Source organism: Rosettibacter sp. KY25, from assembly GCF_057554405.1.
In genome coordinates this window covers 73,662-92,124 of record NZ_BAAJAO010000001.1, presented here as the reverse complement: position 1 = coordinate 92,124, position 18,463 = coordinate 73,662, and the positions used below count along the sequence as shown (strand labels likewise).

General features: G+C 31.1%; 18 protein-coding genes. 14 read left to right on the top strand and 4 right to left on the bottom strand.

The features are described from left to right. Position 1 precedes the first annotated feature (1 nt). The 3 genes from porZ to AC27L2_RS00415 all read right to left on the bottom strand — a co-directional run bounded on the left by porZ (position 2) and on the right by AC27L2_RS00415 (position 3,810). On the bottom strand, positions 2-2,212 hold the full coding sequence (gene porZ, locus AC27L2_RS00425; RefSeq protein WP_487209679.1) for a type IX secretion system anionic LPS delivery protein PorZ: 2,211 nt from the start codon (positions 2,210-2,212) through the stop codon (positions 2-4). An 87-nt stretch (positions 2,213-2,299) separates the two neighbouring features. Next, positions 2,300-3,130 carry a PHP domain-containing protein gene (locus tag AC27L2_RS00420; protein ID WP_487209678.1) on the bottom strand — a complete coding sequence of 277 codons (831 nt, stop codon included), beginning with the start codon at positions 3,128-3,130 and terminating at the stop codon, positions 2,300-2,302. Beyond that, positions 3,130-3,810, bottom strand: coding sequence for a Crp/Fnr family transcriptional regulator (locus AC27L2_RS00415; RefSeq protein WP_487209677.1), 681 nt, complete (start codon positions 3,808-3,810; stop codon positions 3,130-3,132). The genes AC27L2_RS00420 and AC27L2_RS00415 overlap by 1 nt, the downstream gene beginning before the upstream one ends. 240 nt (positions 3,811-4,050) lie before the next feature. Here AC27L2_RS00415 and gap point away from each other — a divergent pair, with 240 nt between their 5' ends. From gap to AC27L2_RS00395, 4 genes are all read left to right on the top strand, one after another. Further along, positions 4,051-5,115, top strand: a complete 1,065-nt coding sequence (gene gap, locus AC27L2_RS00410) for a type I glyceraldehyde-3-phosphate dehydrogenase (RefSeq protein WP_487209676.1) — start codon at positions 4,051-4,053, stop codon at positions 5,113-5,115. Between the two features lie 117 nt (positions 5,116-5,232). Then, positions 5,233-6,432, top strand: a complete 1,200-nt coding sequence (locus tag AC27L2_RS00405; protein WP_487209675.1) for a phosphoglycerate kinase — start codon at positions 5,233-5,235, stop codon at positions 6,430-6,432. A 132-nt stretch (positions 6,433-6,564) separates the two neighbouring features. Then, on the top strand, positions 6,565-7,482 hold the full coding sequence (locus tag AC27L2_RS00400; RefSeq protein WP_487209674.1) for a rhomboid family intramembrane serine protease: 918 nt from the start codon (positions 6,565-6,567) through the stop codon (positions 7,480-7,482). A 28-nt stretch (positions 7,483-7,510) separates the two neighbouring features. Beyond that, entirely contained in the window at positions 7,511-7,786 is a 276-nt protein-coding gene (locus tag AC27L2_RS00395) for a hypothetical protein (protein ID WP_487209673.1), read from the top strand. On the opposite strand, the gene AC27L2_RS00390 is transcribed toward AC27L2_RS00395, so the two are convergent. Further along, entirely contained in the window at positions 7,779-10,346 is a 2,568-nt protein-coding gene (locus AC27L2_RS00390) for a RecQ family ATP-dependent DNA helicase (protein WP_487209672.1), read from the bottom strand. The two genes, AC27L2_RS00395 and AC27L2_RS00390, sit on opposite strands and share 8 nt — an antisense overlap. 173 nt (positions 10,347-10,519) lie before the next feature. Here AC27L2_RS00390 and rplM point away from each other — a divergent pair, with 173 nt between their 5' ends. The 10 genes from rplM to AC27L2_RS00340 all read left to right on the top strand — a co-directional run bounded on the left by rplM (position 10,520) and on the right by AC27L2_RS00340 (position 18,439). Then, complete coding sequence (gene rplM, locus AC27L2_RS00385) at positions 10,520-10,960, top strand: 50S ribosomal protein L13 (protein WP_487209671.1); 441 nt, start codon at positions 10,520-10,522, stop codon at positions 10,958-10,960. A gap of 12 nt (positions 10,961-10,972) precedes the next feature. Then, complete coding sequence (rpsI, locus tag AC27L2_RS00380; RefSeq protein WP_487209670.1) at positions 10,973-11,359, top strand: 30S ribosomal protein S9; 387 nt, start codon at positions 10,973-10,975, stop codon at positions 11,357-11,359. 141 nt (positions 11,360-11,500) lie between these two features. Further along, entirely contained in the window at positions 11,501-12,451 is a 951-nt protein-coding gene (gene rpsB / locus AC27L2_RS00375) for a 30S ribosomal protein S2 (protein ID WP_487209669.1), read from the top strand. A 16-nt stretch (positions 12,452-12,467) separates the two neighbouring features. Continuing rightward, on the top strand, positions 12,468-13,337 hold the full coding sequence (gene tsf / locus AC27L2_RS00370) for a translation elongation factor Ts (protein WP_487209668.1): 870 nt from the start codon (positions 12,468-12,470) through the stop codon (positions 13,335-13,337). Positions 13,338-13,408: 71 nt separating this feature from the next. Next, a complete protein-coding gene (gene pyrH / locus AC27L2_RS00365; protein ID WP_487209667.1) occupies positions 13,409-14,143 on the top strand; it encodes a UMP kinase in 735 nt (244 codons plus the stop codon). Positions 14,144-14,170: 27 nt separating this feature from the next. Continuing rightward, a complete protein-coding gene (gene frr, locus AC27L2_RS00360) occupies positions 14,171-14,728 on the top strand; it encodes a ribosome recycling factor (protein ID WP_487209850.1) in 558 nt (185 codons plus the stop codon). Between the two features lie 137 nt (positions 14,729-14,865). Next, a complete protein-coding gene (locus tag AC27L2_RS00355) occupies positions 14,866-16,029 on the top strand; it encodes a tetratricopeptide repeat protein (protein ID WP_487209666.1) in 1,164 nt (387 codons plus the stop codon). A gap of 61 nt (positions 16,030-16,090) precedes the next feature. Next, a complete protein-coding gene (locus AC27L2_RS00350) occupies positions 16,091-16,414 on the top strand; it encodes a DUF3467 domain-containing protein (RefSeq protein ID WP_487209665.1) in 324 nt (107 codons plus the stop codon). A gap of 220 nt (positions 16,415-16,634) precedes the next feature. Continuing rightward, positions 16,635-17,699, top strand: coding sequence for a fibronectin type III domain-containing protein (locus AC27L2_RS00345; protein ID WP_487209664.1), 1,065 nt, complete (start codon positions 16,635-16,637; stop codon positions 17,697-17,699). Positions 17,700-17,719: 20 nt separating this feature from the next. Beyond that, positions 17,720-18,439: a FecR family protein gene (locus tag AC27L2_RS00340; protein ID WP_487209663.1), complete on the top strand. Its 720-nt coding sequence runs from the start codon at positions 17,720-17,722 to the stop codon at positions 18,437-18,439. Positions 18,440-18,463 lie beyond the last annotated feature (24 nt).

Genomic DNA, 18,463 nt, shown 5'->3' with positions numbered 1-18,463 from the left:
GTTATTTTCTAATTACTGCAATTTTACCTGTAGTTACATTGTTTGCTTCTTCGTCGTATGCTACAACTATATAAATTCCGCTTGCTACTAAATTACCATCCATATCAGTTCCATCCCAGAGAGTAATTCTACCTCCTGGAGTTTTAATATATTTTATAAGATTCCCGCTGATATCAAGAATTTTTATGTAAGAATTTTTTATCAATCCATCAATTGTAACATAATTGTTTTTGCTTTCAATAATGAATGGATTGGGATAAATAAAAAGTTCATTGAAACTTTCAACAGGTTTTATAGCATATGTTTGAATCATTGCAAGGCCATAATCGGTGCCTATATAAACTCTTCCATTTTTTTCATCCACAGCAATGCTTCTTATATTATCATCAGGAATAGGTGAATCTTTTGAAGTAAAATGAGCAAGTAATTGAAGTCCATCTGAAGAAAGAACAAAAACACCATTAGTTGTTCCAACCCATTTCTGGTCTAAAGCATCAACAGCTATGCAAGTAATACTTTGACTTCTTAGTGATGGAATAATTAATTCTGATATTCTTGGATTAGAAGGGTCTGAAATAAAATTCATTCCCAGACTTGTTCCAATCCATAGTTGTCCGCGTTTATCAACTGATAATGCTTTAACATCATTTGAAATTAATCCATTGTTTGTGCTGAGATAACCTAATCTATCATCATTCAAATTTTCAAATGTACCATTTTCATTAAAATAATAGAGACCTGTTTTTCCAGAAAATAACAAAAACCATTTTGTATCGTACTGGTCAATTACCATTCTGTATATTCCGTCTTTTTCTGTAAAGCCAAAGCTTGCCAATGTATAACTGTACCATTTGTTATCTTTAGTCAATACAATTAATGGTTTGTTGTTTGCAGGATTAAAATTTGTAATCCAGATATTTCCTTTTGAATCTGTTTTAACATCAGAGATTGCAATAAAATTTGTATCATTTGCTATCCCAATAAGAGGGCTGTTATCTTTTTTGTAGACTTTAAAATTGCCATCCTTAAAAATTGTAAAACCATTTCCCCAATTTGCAAGATAAACTGTGTTATCTTTATCAGCATAAATATTGAAATAATCATTAGAAGGAAGTTGAGGATATTTTTGTTTGTTGTAAAGCGTCCAATTTTCACCATCAAATTTCATGAAACCAATTCCTGCTCCATCTCTTCCTGTTGCAATCCATAAATTGCCGTCATTATCTGCTGCAAGATTTATAAATAAATTTCCAGCTGGACCTTCTGGGTATAGTACTTTTACATTGCTATTGTTGAATTCAATCAAACCATTATTTGTGCCAATGTAAATTCTAGACCCATTGCTGATTACAGAAGATATCGAGTTTGTAAAGTCTTCATAAATTTTTGTTAGTTCATTATTGAAAAATTGATAAACCGAATTATCGGTTGCTATGGATAATTTGTTATCCGATGATGAAATATCGATTATGTTTGTTCCTTGAAAAAGGAAGGGTTTCCATTGATTATTTTCAAAAGAAAAAATTCCATTGTCTGTTGCAATTAAAATATTGTTATTCCATTCAATAATTTTTTTAATTGAAGTAGCATTAATGTTGGTCTTAAGTTTAAATGTAGTCCATGATTCTGGGGCAGTAAGATTAATTGTTCCTGGTTTTTGTACTGCAACACCATTTTCTGTGCATACATAAATTAAAGAAGTTTTTATTGCACAAGTTACTTTTGATTCGGAAGGGAAGTCTCCTAACTTTAAAAAAGTATCATAAAGAAAATAATTTTTAGAATTTATCAGCACTAAGCCAAAATCTGTTGATGCAAAAATTGTATCGCTTTTTGTAAAAATGTTGTTAATTCGTTTTTGTGTTTTGTTTGATTTATAAATATCAAGAATATTTTTTACAAAATTGTCTTTGGGATTATATGAAATTATATATCCTTCAAAAGAACCGAACCATATTTTACCTTCACTGTCGGAATTAATTGAGCTTAGGACTTGACTATTTAATTTATCAGCTTTTGTTAAAGTGAAAAATGTTCCATCTGAAAAATTGTATTTGAAAGCTCCTCCAGTTGTTGCAGCCCATAATCCATCATTTGTTAAAGTTATAGACTGAATATTTTTCATATCCGAAAATATTTTCCATTGTCCAATGTTTTGAGCATAACTAAAACTTGTTAATGCATAAATGATAATTAAAAATATTCTTTTCATTCTATTCCCTGATAGATTATAATATTGAAAGCAAATTTAGAATTTTTTTAGATATAAATTCTCTAAAGGCATTTTACAACTAAGATTCTATGCGGTATTTTTTAGGAGCATTTTTCTCATTGCATCAACGTGGTTGAGAGAGATACAATATTGGCCAAGATTTTCTTCATCATTCTTTTTGCCTCCATGAAAATCTGAACCCCCGGTTTCTAACAAACAATATTGATTGACGATTCCTCTATAAAAATTAATCTGGTTTTCATTATGGCTTGGATGAATTACTTCAATACCATCAACTCCTGCTTTAATAATATTTAATAATATTGATTCTTTCATATAACCGGGATGAGCTATAAATGATAAACCACCGCTATCGTTAATTAATTTTAATGCACTATTTGGTGAGATATGAATTTTGCGTTCATATGCGGGGCAGTTATCTCCCAGATATTTTTCAAATGCTTCTGTATAATTATTCACTAAGCCAAGGTCAACAAGTGTATAAGCTATATGAGGCCTTCCTACAGCTGAGTTATTTGTTCGGTCTAAGACATCATCAATGGAAATTGATAATCCGAGATTCCTCAATTTTTGAACAATTCTTTTAGCTCTATAAAGTCTCTCTTCTCGGAAAAATTTTAGATACTTCTGAAGTTCCTCATTATCGATGTCAATAAAATATGCTAACAAGTGAACTTCTTTATCTTCGATGTCGGTGCTTAATTCTAAGCCGGGAATAACTTCAATTCCTTTTTCTTTCCCATATAAAATTGCTTCTTTAATCCCATTGATACTATCATGGTCCGTTATGCTTATAATACTCAAGCCTGCTTTATAAGCTTTGTCTATGATTTCAAAAGGGGAGTAAGCTCCATCTGAATAAGTTGTATGAATATGTAAATCAACCTTTGCCGACATTAACTATAGAGTTCCTTAAATTTTTCGTAGTCAATGATGCGAATTTTTGAACCATCAATTTCAATCAATCCTTTCTTTGCAAAAGCGTGCAATGTTCTTGAAATTGTTTCTCTTGAAGTTCCAGCCATATTTGCTAAATCTTGTTGGTTCGGCAGGTTTTCTAATTCTACCTGTCCATGTTTAATTTTTCCAAACTCATCTGCTAATTGGAGTAAAACTGTAGCAACTTTTCCTTCTGCATCTTTTAATGAAAGAGCCTTGATTTTTACATCTGCTGCTCTGAGTCTTTTAGTTAATTCCTGAAGTAAAGATATTGAAACTTCAGGATGATTTGTTAGCAATGTAATAAAATCATTGCGTTGTATTATAAAAAGTTCTGTATCTTCAATTGCAGTTACAGTTGCAGAACGAGTTTGTCCATCCAGAATTGCCATCTCTCCAAAAAAATCACTTTCATTTAAAATTGTCAAAATAACTTCTTTGCCATCTGGACTTGTCCTTGCAACTTTTACTTTACCTGATATAATTACAAATAGTGCAGAACCAGCTTCATCTTCTTTTAATATTATCTCATTCTTAGCATATTTTTTTCTTGAACCAACTTTTTCAATTTTTTCTAACTCGGAAATCGGCAATTCAGAAAAAATTGGGACATATGATAAAAACTCAGATGAGTTCATACTTACACCCACTGATTTATTATAATTGTCATTGAAAAATAACCTTTTCAAAATTAATCACCAATTATTTTTTTAATAAAATATCAAAGTTAAAGTTCAAGTATATCCTCAATTAATTAGCTTAATTTGATGATATACAGAAATTATTAAATTAATTATTAAGATAAATTGAAACTTCTTTAATTAATAACTATATTGCCATTCAAAATTTACACAAATTCGTATATGGAGGAAAAAATCATGGCAACAAAAGTCGGAATTAATGGTTTCGGAAGAATTGGCAGACAAATAATTAATGTATTAGCAGACAAAGGCTACCTTGGCAAAGAGGTAGATGTTGTTGCTGTTGTGGATATTTCAAATGATGCTAAATATTTTGCTTATCAATTAAAGTATGATTCAGTTCATGGTAAGTTTAAAGGAACATTGAGCAGTGAAAAAAGTGACCCATCATTAGAGAATGATGATATTCTTGTTGTTAATGGTCATAAAATTAAATGCTTGTTAGCTCAAAAAGATCCTTCACAACTGCCATGGAAAGACCTTGGAGTAGAATATGTTCTTGAATCAACAGGTTTATTCACTGATTCTGAAAAAGCAAAAGGTCATTTAGCTGCTGGTGCTAAAAAAGTAATTATTACAGCTCCAGGCAAAGGTGATGTAAAAACTTTTGTTATGGGCGTAAACGATAATGAATATGACCCAGAGAAACATCACATTGTATCAAATGCATCTTGTACAACAAATTGTCTTGCACCACTCGTTCATGTATTGATTAAAGAAGGAATTGGAATCGAAACAGGATTGATGACAACAATTCACTCATACACTGCGACACAAAAAACAGTTGATGGACCATCAAAGAAAGATTGGAGAGGTGGCCGTGCAGCTGCAATTAATATTATTCCTTCAACTACTGGTGCAGCAAAAGCAGTTGGTGAAGTTTTACCTCAGACTAAAGGTAAATTAACTGGAATGTCTTTCCGTGTTCCTACAGCTGATGTTTCTGTTGTCGATTTAACATTTAGGTCAGAAAGAGAAACATCAATTCAAGAAATTGATGAATTGATGAAAAAAGCTTCAGAAACATATCTTAAAGGAATTCTTGGTTATTGCAACGAAGAAGTTGTATCAACCGATTTTATTCATGATGACCGTTCTTCAATTTATGATTCACTTGCAACTTTGCAAAATAATCTTAAAGGTGAAAAAAGATTCTTCAAGATTATATCCTGGTATGATAATGAATGGGGTTATTCCTGCAGAGTTGTAGATTTATTAATGAAGATGATTAATACAAAATAATTTATTAATGATGCTCGATTAAGACGCAGTCCGCTAATTACGGCTGCGTCTTTTTTGTATATATCCTTTCTAACATCTAATTTTCGATAAAGAAAATTCCTAAAACAGGAGGATAAAATGAAAAAACTCAGTATTGACAAAGTTAACCTTAAAGGGCAAAGAGTTCTTGTTCGTGTTGACTTCAATGTTCCTTATGATGAAAATATGAACATTACAGATGACCTTCGTATTACTGCTGCTCTTCCTACTATTAAAAAAATTATTAATGAAGGCGGTAAGTGCATTTTAATGAGTCATCTTGGAAGACCTAAAGGTGCACCAAATCCAAAATATACTTTGAAGCCGGTTGCTGTTCGTTTAAGTGAACTGCTCGATATGGATGTAAAATTTGCACCTGATTGTGTAGGCGAACAAGTAAAAGCAATTGTAAATTCATTAAAGGAAGGAGAAGTTCTTCTTTTAGAAAATTTAAGATTCCATGCTGAAGAAGAAAAAAACGACCCTGCATTTGCACAACAGCTTGCAGAACTTGGGGATGTTTACATCAATGATGCTTTTGGAAGTGCACATAGAGCCCATGCTTCAACTGAAGGTGTGACTAAATTTATCAAAGTTTGTGCAGCTGGTTACTTAATGCAAAAAGAATTGAATTATCTCGGCGAAGCAATATCAAATCCTGTTAGACCATTTACTGCAATTCTTGGAGGTTCTAAAATTTCTGGTAAGATTGATGTGATAGAAAATTTATTGCCTAAAGTTGATAATCTTTTAATCGGCGGGGGGATGGCTTATACATTTTATAAAGCTATGGGTTATGAAATTGGAACTTCATTACTTGAAGAAGAAAAAATTGAACTGGCAAAAGAAACACTTGAGAAATTCAAAAAATCAAATGCAAGAGTTCTATTGCCAATTGATAATGTAGTTGCATCTGAATTTAAAAATGAATCACCATCAATGGTTGTTGACTCTGATAAAATTCCTGCAGATAAAATGGGATTGGATATTGGACCAAAAACAATAGAAGAATTTCGCAAAGTTATACTTGAAAGCAAAACAATTATTTGGAATGGTCCTCTCGGTGTTTTTGAATTTGATAATTTTGCTAAAGGAACAAATGCAATTGCTCAAGCACTTGCTGAAGCTACAGAAAAAGGTGCTATTACAATAATTGGTGGTGGTGATTCTGCTGCAGCAATTAAAAAAGCTGGACTTGAAGATAAGGTATCACATGTTTCAACTGGAGGTGGTGCTTCACTAGAATTTCTTGAAGGAAAAGTTCTGCCTGGCGTTGCAGCATTAAATGATGATGTTTGATTAACTCGAATAAAATTTTAAAGCAGGAGCTAAGATATTTCTTTATGCTCCTGCATATTTTTTTATTAATGTTTTTGGATAATTTATAAAAGAAATAGTAATTTAATAATTAGATAGAACATAGGCATATAAATGAGTTTAGATTCAAGAGATTATTATCGTCCTTCTGGTTTTGGAGGATTTTCCTTTTTCCCTCCAGTTATAAAAAATCTATTAATAATTAATGTTGGTGTTTTTTTAATCCAAATGATATTTGATAACATCAACTTTAATGGAGTACCTGGCTGGTATATTTTGAATAGATACTTTGCATTAAACCCAATTAAAGGAATCGACAGTGCAGGCATGCCTTATAATTTTAAAATCTGGCAGTTCCTAACTTATCAATTTATGCATGGTGACTTTACACATATTCTCTTTAATATGTTTATGCTCTGGATGTTCGGAATGGAGTTAGAAAATATTATGGGTTCTAAAAAATTTTTGATTTATTATTTATTGTGCGGCTTTGGAGCAGGTTTGTTTCAAATCTTTTTGTCACCTTTATTCTCTGAATCATTGGCTCCAACAATTGGGGCATCTGGGGCTGTTTTTGGTATTATGATTGCATTTGCTATGTTTTTCCCCGACCGTTACATTTTTCTATACTTCTTAATTCCAATTAAAGCTAAATATCTTATTGCATTTCTTATTGTTATAGAATTTTTATCGGTTAATGAACCTACACTTGTAGCTCATCTTGCTCATATTGGAGGTGCAGTCACAGGATTTTTATTTATTTTACTTGATAGAAGATACAATTTTCAATTCAGTAATATATTTGGTTATTCTAAGAAAAAATCCAGTTTTAAGTTTACTTCAAGATTAAGAAAACCGTCGTTTTCAAAAGATATTGAAGAAGCAGATTTTTACGATATAGAATCAAAAGATGAAGAAGAAATTACTCAAGAAGAAATTGATAGAATACTCGATAAAATCAGTCAAAGCGGCTACAAAAATTTAACCGAACGTGAAAAGAGAATCTTATTTGAAGCAAGCAAGAAGAAATAAATTTATTTTTTCTTTTTGCATATGTTTAATGATGTTTCTAACAGGCTGCGACAAAAAAAATATTGATGAGCAAACCGCAGTCAAAATTTATGTAGAAAATATTATTCTCGAGGAAAAATATTTTTACAATGTTGATTCGTTAAATGTATATAGAAAAAAAATGTTTGATAGATATAAAGTCAGTCCGAAAGATTTTGAAGAATATTTAAAAGGGTTAAAAGCAAACCAAAAACAATGGGAAAATTTTTTTAAGAAAGCTGATGAGTTTCTTAAAGACTTAAAAAACACCAAAGCAATTAATTAACCCTTCTCTTTGCTAATGCTATTCTTAATTTTGCATAACTTATTTTTTCATTAAAGCATTTTCTAAGTTCTTTTAAATCAAAAATGCCTTCATCGATTTTTTCATAAATCATTTTTAGTTCATCATAATTAAACAGAGAATCAATTTCCAAATCAGGTATTGCTTCTATTAATGTTTCTATCTGAACAGAAAGAATTGATTCGGGAATTTTAGTGATGCTTGCTATATCTTCAAGTGAATATTTTTTTTGAATTAATTCAAGTATTTGATATGAAGTATGCGGTAAATTTTTTTCTTTTATTTTGTGAATATTGGTTTCATTTTTTTCGAATTCATTGATTGCCTCTATAAATTCAGCTCCGATTTTATTGAACATTCTGTTATTAAAACCATCGATTTCAAGAAATTCCGAATATGATTTTGGACGAAGCTTAGAAATTTCTCTCAGGACATTATCTGGACAAATTAACTGTGCCGGCTGATTAAATTTTTCAGATGCTTCTTTTCTAATTTGTCTGAGAATATTAAAAAGTTTTAACTCATCTTCATAATTTTTTTGATTTATTTCAGAGTCTTCTGACAAAAATAAATTAAGATTATTTTGCTTATAGAAAATAATATCATTTTTTATTGATATAATATTTTCCAACTCCAATGTTGAAAGCACATCCTCTAATTCAATTACTGAAAAATGTTCACATGAGCCAAAAGTGGAAATATTGTGGTATTTTGTATCTTTTCCAGTGATAGTTTTAAAAAGTTCTTTTTTATGTAATGGATTTTTGAATTCAAGTAATGTTGTAATTATGTGTCTTCTTAAATAGTCATCATCATTTAATGTTGTTGTTTTTCCAAGGCATAGATCGCATCTGCCGCATTTATAATTTTCTTTTATTTCCCCAAAATAATTTAGTATATATGAAAATCTGCATTCGTTGGATGTTATATAACCAATCATTTTTTGAAGTTTATTTTTATTGTGTTCAATAAGTTTTTTTGTTTTAGAAAAATCTAGAAGCAAATCTTCACTTTTTACTCTTGATTTTAAAATTGTCACAGTTGGAAATAATGAAGGAGGTTCATACAAGATTATGCCTGAATTGTTTAACAATTTTAAGTATTCTATAAGACTTTCGACATTTGAATTTAATATCTCCGAAAGTCTCATCAGATTAATAATAGTTTTTGTTCTGAAAATTTTATTACCATAATCTCTTACAAGAATCAATATAAAATCTTTCAGTTCGTTGTCATTAATCTTGTGGATAAATGAATTTAATTTTGCTGGCTCAATTAAAAATTGAACATAATGCTTTTGATAGAAATCGGGATTAAATTTTATGTAACCTGATTCCTCAAGAATTTTAATTGATGATTCAATGAGTGCTTTATTTAATTCTTTTGACTGCAAGAATGAAATTAGATTTGTATCAAGTGGAATTTCCTTTTTTGGAATGCTTCCAAGTGAAATTCTACCATAATCACAAATTGCATTATAGACTAATTCAACTTGTTCTCTCTGAGGGAAAGAATTTTTTATGAAATATTCTTGTATGGCAATATCTTTTTCATCAAACAATAAAAAAATGTTTGAAGGTTTGCCATCTCGTCCTGCTCTTCCAATTTCCTGATAATAATTTTCGAGATTTGCTGGCATATTAAAGTGAATGACTGTTCTTATATCACTTTTGTCAATTCCCATTCCAAATGCATTTGTTGCAATAATTAGATTAATTCTTCCTTCCAGAAAATCATCTTGAATAAGTTTTCTTTTTTCTGCGTTTAATCCTGCATGATAATAGGTGCAATTAATTTTATTGTATTTTAAGAATTCATAGACTTCTTCAGCTAATTTTCTGGTTGCTGTGTAAATAATTGCTGGTATTGCAGAAGGGATGATTAATTTTAATAAAGTTTCTTTTTTTTCTTTTGTTTTGATAACATTAAGATTAAGATTCTTTCTTTCAAAACCATGAATAAAAATTCTTGCATTAATTATTCCAAGTTGTTCTAAAATATCTTTACGAACATCTTCAGTAGCTGTGGCAGTAAAAGCAGAAATTTTTGTTATGCCAGTAAATTCTGCAAAGTGTTTAATTTTTCTATAGCTTGGTCTAAAGTTATGTCCCCATTCACTAATGCAGTGTGCTTCGTCAACAAAGAGATATGATGGGGAAAGCTGTTTTATTGTTTCAGCAAAATTGATATTGTCTAACTTTTCTGGTGAAAGGTAGAGAAGTTTAATTTTTCCATTTGAAATATCATTGAATACTAATTGAATTTCTTTTTGTGAAAGTGTACTGTTTATGAAAGCAGCTATTTTTATTTTTTTATTTATTGTATCAACCTGATCTTTCATTAAAGCAATAAGAGGAGAAATAACAATAGAAAAAGAATTTGATAGAATAGCAGGAATTTGATAACAGATAGATTTGCCTCCTCCAGTTGGAAGAACAGCAAGAACATTTTCTCCATTCAGAATTGCATCAATAATTTCTTGTTGTGCAGGTCTGAACTCGTCGAACCCAAAGTATTTTTTTAATATTTCATGAGGAGTCATATCTTATTTTTTTACTTTCAAGTAAAAATAACACTGTAAAGATGATAAATATGAAATAATTTCAAACCGAAAACTAAATAATAAATTAAAAATTTCGAATTTCTTGACATTCTAAAGCTATAGAAATATATTTGAAACCTTTGAAAAATAGATTTTTGTATTTGGAGGCTATCTTGAAGCAAGAAAAGATTACTAAGTTCATTAAACCTGAAGAAGCAAATCGAAAATGGTATATTGTTGATGCTAAAGATCAGGTTTTAGGCAGATTAGCTGCTAAAGTAGCAAGAATTATTAGAGGTAAGCATAAACCTGTTTTTACACCCAACATGGATACAGGCGATTTTGTAATCGTGATTAATGCCGATAAAGTTCGAGTTACAGGGAAAAGAGAATCCTTAAAAACTTATTTCTGGCATACAATGTATCCAGGTGGAGTTAAAATCAAAAGTTTTCAAGAGCTGCTTGCTAATAAACCGGAATTTGTAGTAGAACATGCGGTAAAAGGGATGCTCCCCAAAAATCGTCTTGGAAGAAAATTAATTAAGAAATTAAAAGTCTATGCCGGTGAAAATCATCCTCATGCAGCTCAAAAACCAGAAGTGTTAAGTTTATAACGGAGTTATTTGATGGCAGATAAAATATTTGTAGGAAGAAGAAAAACTTCTGTTGCCAGAGTTTATTTGAGAAATGGTTCTGGCAAAGTAACAATTAATGAACGAGAGTTTGAAAATTATTTTCCACTAAAAGAACATCGCGATAATATTTTACTTCCTTTTGTTGTAACTCAAACATTAGGGAAGTATGATGTTTTTGCAAATGTTACTGGAGGTGGAATTACTGGTCAATCGGATGCAATACGACTTGGAATAGCACGTGCACTTGAAGATTTGAACCCAGATTTTCGTCCATTGTTAAAAGCAGAAGGTTTGTTGAAGCGCGACCCACGTATGGTCGAACGCAAAAAATACGGACAGAAAAAAGCAAGAAAGAGATTCCAATTCTCTAAGAGATAATCAACTAATTTATTTAACCATTCATACTCTCGTATTTGCTTCCTGTGTCCCATTAATTTGGGATGAAAAGCAAACTTATCCAACCAATGCTTAATGCAATGGAGGATAAGATGAGAGTAGAAGATAAAACAGGAGAAAAATATGCCAAGAGTACAACTTACAGATTTAATTGAAGCAGGTGCACATTTTGGACACCTGACACGCCGCTGGAATCCCAAAATGAAACCCTACATTTTCATGGAAAAAAATGGGATTCATATTATTGACCTTAAGAAAACACAACAAGCAATCGACCGTGCTGCAGAAGCTATCACAGAAATTGTTGCTCAAGGAAAAAAAGTTCTTTTTGTTGGAACTAAAAAGCAAGCAAAAGGAACAATTGCCGCCGAAGCAAAAAGATGTGATTCAAACTGGGTAAGTGAAAGATGGCTCGGTGGAATGCTGACAAACTTTGCAACAATTCGCAAAAGTGTTAAGAGACTTCAAAATATAGAAAAAATGGAAAGCGATGGAACTTTCGATAAAATAACCAAAAAAGAAAGATTGGTTTTAACAAGAGAAAAAGAAAAATTAAGAAAAGTGCTTGATGGTGTTGAAACAATGACCAAATTGCCGGGTGCATTGTTTGTAGTGGATGTAAAAAAAGAAGCCATCGCAGTTAAAGAAGCAGAAAGATTAAATATTCCTGTGTTTGCTATTGTTGATACAAATTGCGACCCAGACCCAATTGACTATGTTATCCCGGCAAATGATGATGCATCTCGAGCAATTGAAATTATAACTAAGGTAATTGCTGATGCAGTAATCGAAGGCAATGCGAAAGCAAAAGAATTAAAGGCTCAGGAAGTTGCAGAAAAAGAAAGAGAAAAGAAAGTTACAGAGGAAGAAGAACAAGAACCAGAAAAGAAACAAGCAAAAGGAAGAATTAGAAGAGTAAGATTCAATAATGATGATAAAAAAGGTGAATCAAAACGCAGAACTGAAAAAGCTGAATCTTCCCAAGCTGAATCTTCTGTATCCAATCAATCCAATACTGAACAAAATCAAAATGTAAAAGAAGAAAATTCATCTACACAGGAAAATCAAAATTGAAATCGGAGAATAGATTATGGCAATAAGTGCAACTCAAGTAAAGGAACTAAGAGACAAAACCGGCGCAGGAATGGTTGACTGCAAAAAAGCTCTTGAAGAGGCTAATGGAGATTTTCAAAAAGCAATAGAATTACTCAGAAAAAAAGGAGCCGCAGTTGCAGCTAAAAGAGCTGAGAAAGCTGCCAACGAAGGCTTGATATTAACTCGTGTATTTGATAATGGAAGTTCTGCAGTAATTGTTGAAATTAATTGTGAAACAGATTTTGTTGCAAAAAGTGAAGACTTTGTAAATTTTGCTAATTTTGTTCTCGATACACTTGTTCAAAATAAACCTGCAGATGTAAACTCATTGCTTCAATTATCGATGAATGGCAAAAATGTTCAGGATGAGCTCAATGCTTTGATAGGAAAAATTGGTGAGAAAATTGAAGTATCTAGATTTGCTTTTGAAAATGTCGAAAATGGTTTGATTGTAGATTACATACATCACGGCTCAAAGCTTGGCGTTCTTGTATCTGCTGAAAATGTGCCTCAAGATAAAGCTTCAGAGCTTCAGCCGATACTGAAAGACATTGCAATGCAAATTGCAGCAATGAGACCAATTACAATTTATAGAGAAGAAGTTGATAAATCAGTTATCGAAAAAGAACTCGAAATTTATAAAGAACTTGCTCGTAAAGAAGGAAAACCTGAACAGGTTCTTGAAAAAATTGCTATGGGCAAATTGAATAAGTTCTATGAAGAAAATTGTCTGATAGAACAGATTTTTGTTAAAGATAATACCAAAAAAGTTGGAAACCTGATAGAAGAATTTAATAAGAAAAATAATTCACAGGTAAAACTAGTAAGATTCAAACGCTTCCACTTAAGCGACGAAAAGAAGTAATTAATAAAAGGTCTTATTTCTTAATAAGACCTTTTTTTTTATATTGGCTTGCAATAATTCAAAAAAATCTTATGCATTCTAACCTCAAGTATAAAAGAATACTTCTTAAACTTAGTGGTGAATCTTTAATGGGTGACCAATCCTTTGGTATTGACCCTAAAGTTCTTAATTATTTTGCTGATGAAATAAAAAAGGTTCACGACCTCGGTGTTCAAATTGGAATTGTAATTGGCGGTGGAAATATTTACAGAGGATTAAATGCTGCTTCTCAAGGGATTGACAGAGTTACTGGTGATCAGATGGGTATGCTTGCTACAATCATCAATTCACTAGCTTTACAAAATGCTCTTGAACATAAAGGAATATTTACAAGATTAATGACTGCAATAAAAATGGAAGAAGTTGCTGAACCATATATCAGAAGAAGAGCAATTCGACATCTTGAAAAAGGTAGAGTTGTTATTTTTGGTGCTGGAACAGGTCATCCATATTTTAGTACTGATACAGCTGCAACATTAAGAGCTGTTGAAATTGAAGCAGATGCAATTTTCAAAGGGACTAGAGTAAATGGTGTTTTTGATTCTGACCCTGAGAAAAATCCAAATGCAAATATGTTTGAACAGATTTCCTACCTTGATGTTCTTAAAATGAATCTTAGAGTTATGGACCTTACTGCAATTAGTATGTGTCAGGAAAATAATCTTCCAATTGTTGTATTTAATATGGATGTTCCTGATAATTTATTGAAAGTTGTTACAGGAGAAAATGTGGGAACATCAGTTGGTAATTTTACTTCAAAAATCTAATTAATTCCAAAAAGTGAGGCAGCCATGATAAACAATCAAGTTATTAAAGATGCCAAACAAAGAATGGACAAAACAATAGAAGCATTTAGAAATGAAATTGCAAAAATAAGAACTGGAAAAGCAACAACTGCACTTTTAGATGGTATCAAAGTGGATTATTATGGAACAATGACCCCATTAAATCAAGTAGGAAATGTATCAGTGCTTGATGCTCATACTCTTTCAGTTACTCCTTGGGATAAAAGTATGGTAAGTGTGATTGAAAAAGCTATTCTTACATCTGAACTTGGTTTAAATCCAGTCAGCGATGGAACAAACATTAAAATTCCAATACCTCCATTAACAGAAGAACGAAGAAAAGAACTTGTTAAACTTGTAAAAAAATTTGGTGAAGATGCAAAAATAGCATTAAGAAATGTAAGAAGAGACGCGAACGACCATCTCAAAAAAATGGAAAAGAATAAAGAACTGACAGAAGATGAACTCAAAGAAGCTGAAAAGGAAGTCCAAAAAATTACAGATGACCATATTGCAAAGATTGATGAATTAATTAAGCACAAAGAAAAGGAAATAATGGAAGTCTGATAAAAAATTTCTTATAAAAAATTTTGTGCCCTGGATTTATCCGGGGTTTTTTATTTGTTGTTATCCTTGACTTGCGAAATTGAAATTGGTTATTTTTCGATACATATTTTAACATATTTTTAAATTTAGGAGAATCAATGAAACAAGCACTTATTTATTTAAGTATTTTAGGAATGGTCTTAGGAATTACCGCATTCCAATGTGCATCCGCTGAATTAACAGGTGCAAAACTCTATATTAATCAAAAGCAATACGAAAAAGCTAAAGAAACTTTATTAAAAGAAGTTCAAAAAAATCCAAACAGTGATGAAGGTTGGTATCTATTGGGTTATCTCTACGGTGAAGAAGGAGATATTCCAAAAATGCTCGAAGCTTTTGATAAATCATTATCAATAAGTAAGAAATTCGAGCAATCAATTCTTGAATCAAAAAAATATTATTGGGCAACAAGTTTTAATAAGGGTGTAAGCTTTTTCAATAAAGCTACAAAAACTTCCAATCAGGATTCTGTAAAACTTAACTTTGAAAAAGCAGCCGAAAGTTTTAATTACTCAATTATGTGCGAGCCAGATTCTGCTGGTGGATATCTCAATCTTGTTTATACTTATATTAATCTCAATAGAATCGATGATGCAATAACACCTCTTGAAAAATTAGTAAACATTGGAACATCACCAGAAGCTTTTGCAATGCTTGGACAAATTTATACCGAGAAAGGAAATCAATTAATGGATAATTATAAAGTTTCAAAAAGTCCTACAGATAGTGTTCAAGCATTTGAAAATTTCAATAAAGCAATTGAAGTTCTTGAAAAAGGAAGAACAAAATATCCTGATGATGGAGAAATTTTGTTGAGAATATCAAATGCTTACATTGCTGCTAATAAGTTAGATGTAGCAATGAGTGCTTTCAAGGAAGGTGTTGAAAAAGAACCGAATAATAAATTTTACAGATACAATTATGGTGTACTTTTATTGAACGCAGATAATTATCCAGAAGCTGAAAAGCAATTTAAAGCCGCAATAGAAATCGACCCAGATTACACCAATGCGGTTTATAATCTGGCAGTAACTTACATTCGTTGGGGTGCAAAGATTAGAGAAGAAATGGAAGAGAAAGGTGAGGTTTCTGATGCTTATAAAGAAAAATTTAATGCTGCAATCCCTTACCTCGAAAAATATTTAGCAGTAAATCCAAAAGAACCTACAATTTGGGAACTTCTTGGTAAAGTTTATGCAAATCTTGGTATGAAAGAAAAATCAGAAGAAGCTTTCAATAAAGCAGACCAGTATAGAAAATAATTTTAATGCCCGCATATTTGTGCGGGCATTTTTTTGTATAATTCAGAATAGTGAGGATAAAATGGAACACGATGAAATAAAACCACAGCAAATTAATATTGAACTTGGAGAAAAAGAAGCCGAAGGAATTTATTCTAATTTGGCAATAATTACTCATTCACCTGCAGAATTTATAATTGATTTTACTCGAGTAGTTCCGGGCGTACCTAAAGCTAAAGTTCTGGCAAGAATAATTACTACGCCGCAACATGCAAAAATGTTGATGAGAGCATTGAAAGATAACATTGAAAAATATGAAGCTCGTTTTGGAGAAATAAATATTGACTTGCAGCCTGCTCCACAATTTGGGTTTATTAATCCTGACAAAGAACAAAAGGTAAATTAAAAACTACAGTTAAATACTGAAAGACAGATTAAATAAAATCAACTTATAAAAGTGCTTTAGTCTATTTCAAGAATTGCTGCTATTTATTTAACTTTCCTTTTAAAATCATTTCTTAATTGAGAAATAACAAATTATTCTTGAGTTAATCCTAATAAATAATTACTTTTTAATAAACCAATTCTTCTCTCATTTTCGATTTAATAAATTATAGGAGGGAACTATGCGGATTGTTAATATACTTTTTACTTTTTTATTGATTTTTATTTTAGATATTAATTCTCTTAAAGCTCAAACTGCTACAATTACATTGAACATTTTTGGTGATTTATCAACAATTGATTTTGCAGCTTTTGCGGTTGAACAGAATCTCGAAAATCAACCAAGAATGCTTCAGGTAATCATAAATCCTCCTGGAATGGAAGTAATTGTTGAAGGAATATTTTTCTGGTTGAGAGATCGGACTACAGGTTTCCAGCAAGTAGGTTGGTTTAAGACAAAACCTTTCACTGCAAGAACATTTTACAATGATGAAATTGGTAAGATTAATGACATTGAACTTGAAGAAAGTTCTTATAACTCTAATTTAACAAACGAAATATTAGAAAAAGGAAAGCCAAGCGGTATATTTCAAATCAAATTTAATCTTTATGATAAACAAGGAAGATATTTAAGTTCAGCTGAAGAACAATTAGTATTTTTAAATCCAACTCCGCCAAGCATAACTTCTCCTCTTGAAAATAGTGTGCAGGATGTTGGTTCAATATTAGTTTCATGGGACGAAGTACTTGGAGCCACAAGTTATAAGGTCCTAGCAAATTATCTAAAACCAAATGAGTCTAATGAACAAGCTCTAAGTTCAGGAAATCTTCTTGTTAATAATAAAGATGTTGGCAAGCAAACAAATATTGATTTAACAAAATATTTAGACAGAGAATTAATTGCAGACACTGTAATTATTTTAGCTGTAAAAGCAGTTGTTCATCGTCCAGGTGGTTTTGATGAATTAATGAGTAAACCAGTTGTATTTAGAACAGGAAATCAAAGTATGCAGAGTACAGGACAGAAAGTAATTAATCCAGAATTAATTAGACTTGCTAATTTTTTAACAGGAAAAGTAGATGATGCTTTTATAATGAAATTGAAAAATGGGGAAATTAGTGCTGACCAGATTCAGTTTACAGATGAGAATGGGAATACATTAGTCTTCTCTGACTTCATAAGAATACTAAACTTTCTTGAACAAAATTTATCCTCTGTAATTAGTGTACAACAAATTGGCAGATAAATATTAGGAGGGATATTAAAATGAGAATCAAACTTTTAGTACTCTTTATATTATTACCTGCGATAATAACTTTTTCATTTGATAAAACATTTATTAAAGAAAAAAATTCGAACCAGCCCGAAAATTCAGTTGCATATGTAAAAAAAGTTCATAAAGAAGTTGATTATAGAAAATCAACTCAAACGGATTGGGAAAAAGCTATAATTGGAATGGTACTTTACAATGGGAATGAAATTAAAACTGGTTTTAAATCTCTGGCATTAATTCATTTTACAGATGGCTCTGGTTTATTACGTGTTCGAGAAAATTCTATACTTCATATTTATGGAGAGAAAAAAAATAAAAATCTGAATAAAAATGCTTTTCTTCAAAAAGGGTTAATAGGCTTTGATGTTAAAAAACAATCGGAAGATGAAGAATTCAAATTTACAACTCCAACAGTGGTAGCATCGATAAGGGGAACAAGTGGATTTGTTGAATATACTGAAGACAGCACTTTTACTATGACTTTAGATTCTGGAACGGCATTGCTTAATTTTTTAGGACCCCAAGGTGGGGAAGGAACATTAACACAAGGAAATACAATTGTGATTACTTCCGATGGAAATTTTGATTTTCATCAACAAACGGATGAAGAAAAAAATAAATCCGAAGAAACAAAAAGAACAAATGTTAAAAAGCTGATAATCCGCACTAACCAAGGAACTGTTGAAGTTGAATATTACGCTCCAGAAGAATAATTGTAAATAATTTTTACAAATTAT

Coding starts and splice junctions, on each gene's coding strand:
- AC27L2_RS00400 (WP_487209674.1), top strand. CDS start 6,565: ATGAGTTTAGATTCAAGAGATTATTATCGTCCTTCTGGTTTTGGAGGA.
- rpsI (WP_487209670.1), top strand. CDS start 10,973: ATGGCAGATAAAATATTTGTAGGAAGAAGAAAAACTTCTGTTGCCAGA.
- AC27L2_RS00405 (WP_487209675.1), top strand. CDS start 5,233: ATGAAAAAACTCAGTATTGACAAAGTTAACCTTAAAGGGCAAAGAGTT.
- AC27L2_RS00395 (WP_487209673.1), top strand. CDS start 7,511: ATGATGTTTCTAACAGGCTGCGACAAAAAAAATATTGATGAGCAAACC.
- porZ (WP_487209679.1), bottom strand. CDS start 2,212: ATGAAAAGAATATTTTTAATTATCATTTATGCATTAACAAGTTTTAGT.
- AC27L2_RS00420 (WP_487209678.1), bottom strand. CDS start 3,130: ATGTCGGCAAAGGTTGATTTACATATTCATACAACTTATTCAGATGGA.
- tsf (WP_487209668.1), top strand. CDS start 12,468: ATGGCAATAAGTGCAACTCAAGTAAAGGAACTAAGAGACAAAACCGGC.
- AC27L2_RS00390 (WP_487209672.1), bottom strand. CDS start 10,346: ATGACTCCTCATGAAATATTAAAAAAATACTTTGGGTTCGACGAGTTC.
- gap (WP_487209676.1), top strand. CDS start 4,051: ATGGCAACAAAAGTCGGAATTAATGGTTTCGGAAGAATTGGCAGACAA.
- AC27L2_RS00355 (WP_487209666.1), top strand. CDS start 14,866: ATGAAACAAGCACTTATTTATTTAAGTATTTTAGGAATGGTCTTAGGA.
- AC27L2_RS00415 (WP_487209677.1), bottom strand. CDS start 3,810: ATGAACTCATCTGAGTTTTTATCATATGTCCCAATTTTTTCTGAATTG.
- rpsB (WP_487209669.1), top strand. CDS start 11,501: ATGCCAAGAGTACAACTTACAGATTTAATTGAAGCAGGTGCACATTTT.
- pyrH (WP_487209667.1), top strand. CDS start 13,409: ATGCATTCTAACCTCAAGTATAAAAGAATACTTCTTAAACTTAGTGGT.
- AC27L2_RS00345 (WP_487209664.1), top strand. CDS start 16,635: ATGCGGATTGTTAATATACTTTTTACTTTTTTATTGATTTTTATTTTA.
- AC27L2_RS00350 (WP_487209665.1), top strand. CDS start 16,091: ATGGAACACGATGAAATAAAACCACAGCAAATTAATATTGAACTTGGA.
- AC27L2_RS00340 (WP_487209663.1), top strand. CDS start 17,720: ATGAGAATCAAACTTTTAGTACTCTTTATATTATTACCTGCGATAATA.